Origin of the sequence: Nitratidesulfovibrio oxamicus (genome assembly GCF_015731765.1) — a bacterium.
In the GTDB taxonomy this organism is placed as follows: Bacteria; Desulfobacterota; Desulfovibrionia; order Desulfovibrionales; family Desulfovibrionaceae; genus Cupidesulfovibrio; species Cupidesulfovibrio oxamicus.
Window position 1 is genome coordinate 1 of sequence record NZ_VRYY01000336.1, and the last position, 2,846, is coordinate 2,846.

The 2,846-nt window shown below is 69.5% G+C and carries 3 protein-coding genes; all 3 read left to right on the forward strand.

The window, feature by feature from the left end; genetic code table 11:
- Positions 1–143 (forward strand): helix-turn-helix domain-containing protein (locus FVW20_RS11675; protein WP_196609746.1); only part of this gene is annotated, 143 nt, incomplete at its 5' end.
- Between the two features lie 720 nt (positions 144–863).
- A complete protein-coding gene (locus tag FVW20_RS11680; RefSeq protein WP_196609747.1) occupies positions 864–1,262 on the forward strand; it encodes a NifB/NifX family molybdenum-iron cluster-binding protein in 399 nt (132 codons plus the stop codon).
- 14 nt (positions 1,263–1,276) lie between these two features.
- A complete protein-coding gene (locus tag FVW20_RS11685; RefSeq protein WP_196609748.1) occupies positions 1,277–2,677 on the forward strand; it encodes an iron-sulfur cluster carrier protein MrpORP in 1,401 nt (466 codons plus the stop codon).
- Positions 2,678–2,846 lie beyond the last annotated feature (169 nt).

Below are 2,846 nucleotides of genomic sequence, written 5' to 3' on the forward strand. Positions count from 1 at the left end.
CGCGCACCATGGCGGTCGCCAAGCGGGACGCCGCTCGCGAGGCCCTGCGGCGGCACGGCGGGCGCGTGATGGCCGCCTGCCGCGAACTGGGTATTTCCAAGGATACCCTGCGCCGCATCCTGAAGGGCGGCGGAACGGACTGAGACAGCAGCCCGCGAAATGGGCAGGGTCTGAAACATTCGACGAATATTGAGCTTTATTCCGGCGTGTTGCGGTTGGGGGCGGTTTGCCGTCCGGCAATCGCCGGGCCAAGGACGGGCGCAAAATGCGCCCGTTTTTCATTTCGGGCGTGTTTCGCGTCCATATTGCGGGCCCTTCCATGCGCCGCAAGGGAGGACATTCTTCCAACGCACTGTGATTCCAACATGTTTCAGGATGGCATCATGCATGCTGATAGGGGGCACGGCTGCCGTGCCGTGGGGACACCATGAATGCCCATGTCTGCCTTGCCTGCATCGAGGACCGCCTTGCCACGCTGCTGGAAACAGCCGCCGAATTGCGTTGCGTGCGCATGACCGGCGGTGTTCCGGCGGAACGGACCGTCCTCCCCGTGCCGGATGGCGGTCCCGCGCCGCTCATCGACGTTCTGTCGCGCCATGGGGTTTCCCTGTTGGTGTGCGGGGGCATTCGCCCATGCTGGCGGAGCGCCGTGGAGATGGCCGGGATTGTCGTCCTGCCGTGGCTTTCGGGCAGCGAGTCCGACGTGTTGTCCGCCCTTGTCCGGGGCAGGCCGGACGCACTTGCCATGCCCGGATGCCGTCCGCTTTCGGGCAGGGGCGGCGGGCCACGGCGCGGCGGCCCATGCAACACAACGGACGCGGTCTGCCTTCGGCGGCGGCGTCGCAACGCAGGAGAATGATCGGATGCAGGTTCTCATAACCGTGCAGGACGCAGCACCGGGCACCCCGCCCGGCCCTGCGGGGGGCGACGCCCTTCTCGACGCCCGCCTGGACCCGCGCTTCGGGCGCGCACAGGGCTATCTGCTGTGTGATACGGCCACGGGGTCAGTACGCAGACTGGATGCGGCTTCCAACATGTCCCTGGCCCAGGGGGCCGGGATTCAGGCCGCGCAGGCCGCCGCCGATGCCGGTGCCGAGGTCGTGATCACCGGCCATGTGGGGCCCAAGGCCTTCAGCGCGCTGCGCCGGGGCGGCATCGCCATCTATCTTTCAACGCACGCCACCGCGCGCCAGGCCTTGCGGGCGCTGGCCGACGGCGATCTGGCTCCGGCGGCGGAGCCGGACCGGGAGGGGCACTGGTAGCCATGGGAACGGACATGCAGGAACACGAGCACCGTTGCGGTTGCGGCGGGGCGGGTTGCAGCGGCGAGCAGCATGTGGAGGCCACCGGGGGCTGCACCGGATCTGGCTGCGTCGGGCACGCCGGTCACGGCGAACATGCTGGTCGTGGTGGTCATGGTGATCATGACGCCAGCGGGCTGGGCGGCGGCACGGAAACCCCGGTGCGCATGGCCGGGCGGGTGGGCGCCAAACTGGTGGTGCTGAGCGGCAAGGGCGGCGTGGGCAAGAGCACCGTGGCCGTTAACCTGGCCGTGGGGCTTGCCCGCACCGGGCGCAAGGTGGGCCTGCTGGACGTGGACGTGCACGGTCCCAGCGTGCCGCGCATGCTGGGGCTTGGCCGGGCCAGGCCCGTGGCGGGCGAAGGCTGGATGGCCCCGGTAAGCGCGGGGCCGAACTTGCGGGTGATGTCGCTGGGGTTCTTTCTGCCCGACCCGGAAGTGCCGGTCATCTGGCGCGGGCCGGTAAAGATGGGCATGGTCCGCCAGTTTCTGGTGGATGTGCGCTGGGGCGACCTGGACGTGCTGGTGGTGGATTGTCCCCCCGGCACCGGTGACGAGCCGCTTTCGGTATTGCAGTTGCTGGGTCCGGACGCGCACGCGGTCATCGTCACCACGCCGCAGGGCGTGGCCGTGGACGACGTGCGGCGGTCCGTGGGGTTCTGCCGCCAACTCGGCAACCCCATTCTGGGCATCGTCGAGAACATGGGCGGCTACGTGTGCCCCAAATGCGGCGAGCTTACTCCCCTGTTTCCCGCAGGGGGCGGCGAGCAACTGGCGCGCGAGACCGGCGTGGCGTTTCTGGGCAGCATCCCCCTGCACCCCGACCTGACCAGTGCCGGTGATGCCGGGCGCAGCCTGCTGGAGGCGGACCTGTCCGCCGGGCACGAGCCTGTGCATCCGGTGATCCGGGCCTTCCAGCCTGTGGTGGGGGCCGCCGGGACGGTGTGCCCGACCGGTGATTCGGAAGCGCCAGGCCGTTCCGCATCGGAAATTCCCGCCAGGGACAACGGCGGCCCTGCGCCGCAAGGAGCATCAAACATGAAGATCGCCATACCGCTGGCGGCAGGCAGGCTGTGCCAGCACTTCGGCCATTGCGAGCAGTTTGCCGTGCTGACAGTGGACCCGGACGACGGCACCGTGAAGGGGCAGGAACTGCTGACGCCACCGCCGCACGAGCCGGGCGTGCTGCCCGCATGGATAGCGGACACGGGAACCCGGCTGGTCATCGCCGGAGGCATGGGAGCACGGGCGCGCCAGTTGCTGGAGGAGCGAGGCGTGCAGGTGCTGGTGGGCGCTTCCGCCGCAGATCCGGCAGACCTTGTGGCGGCGTGGTTCGGCAACAGGCTGGAGCTTGGCGCGAACACCTGCGATCATTGATGCCGAATCGCCGGGCCGTGCGGGCGTTCCCCCCGCCAGGGCGGGCGGTGCGGCAATGAAAACGGGCGCGGGGAGTCTCCCCGCGCCCGTCTGTATTGCGCTCTGCTGTGATGCGGCGTGCGCCTAGCGGCGGTCGCCGCCACGGCCACGGTCGCCGCCACGGCCACCG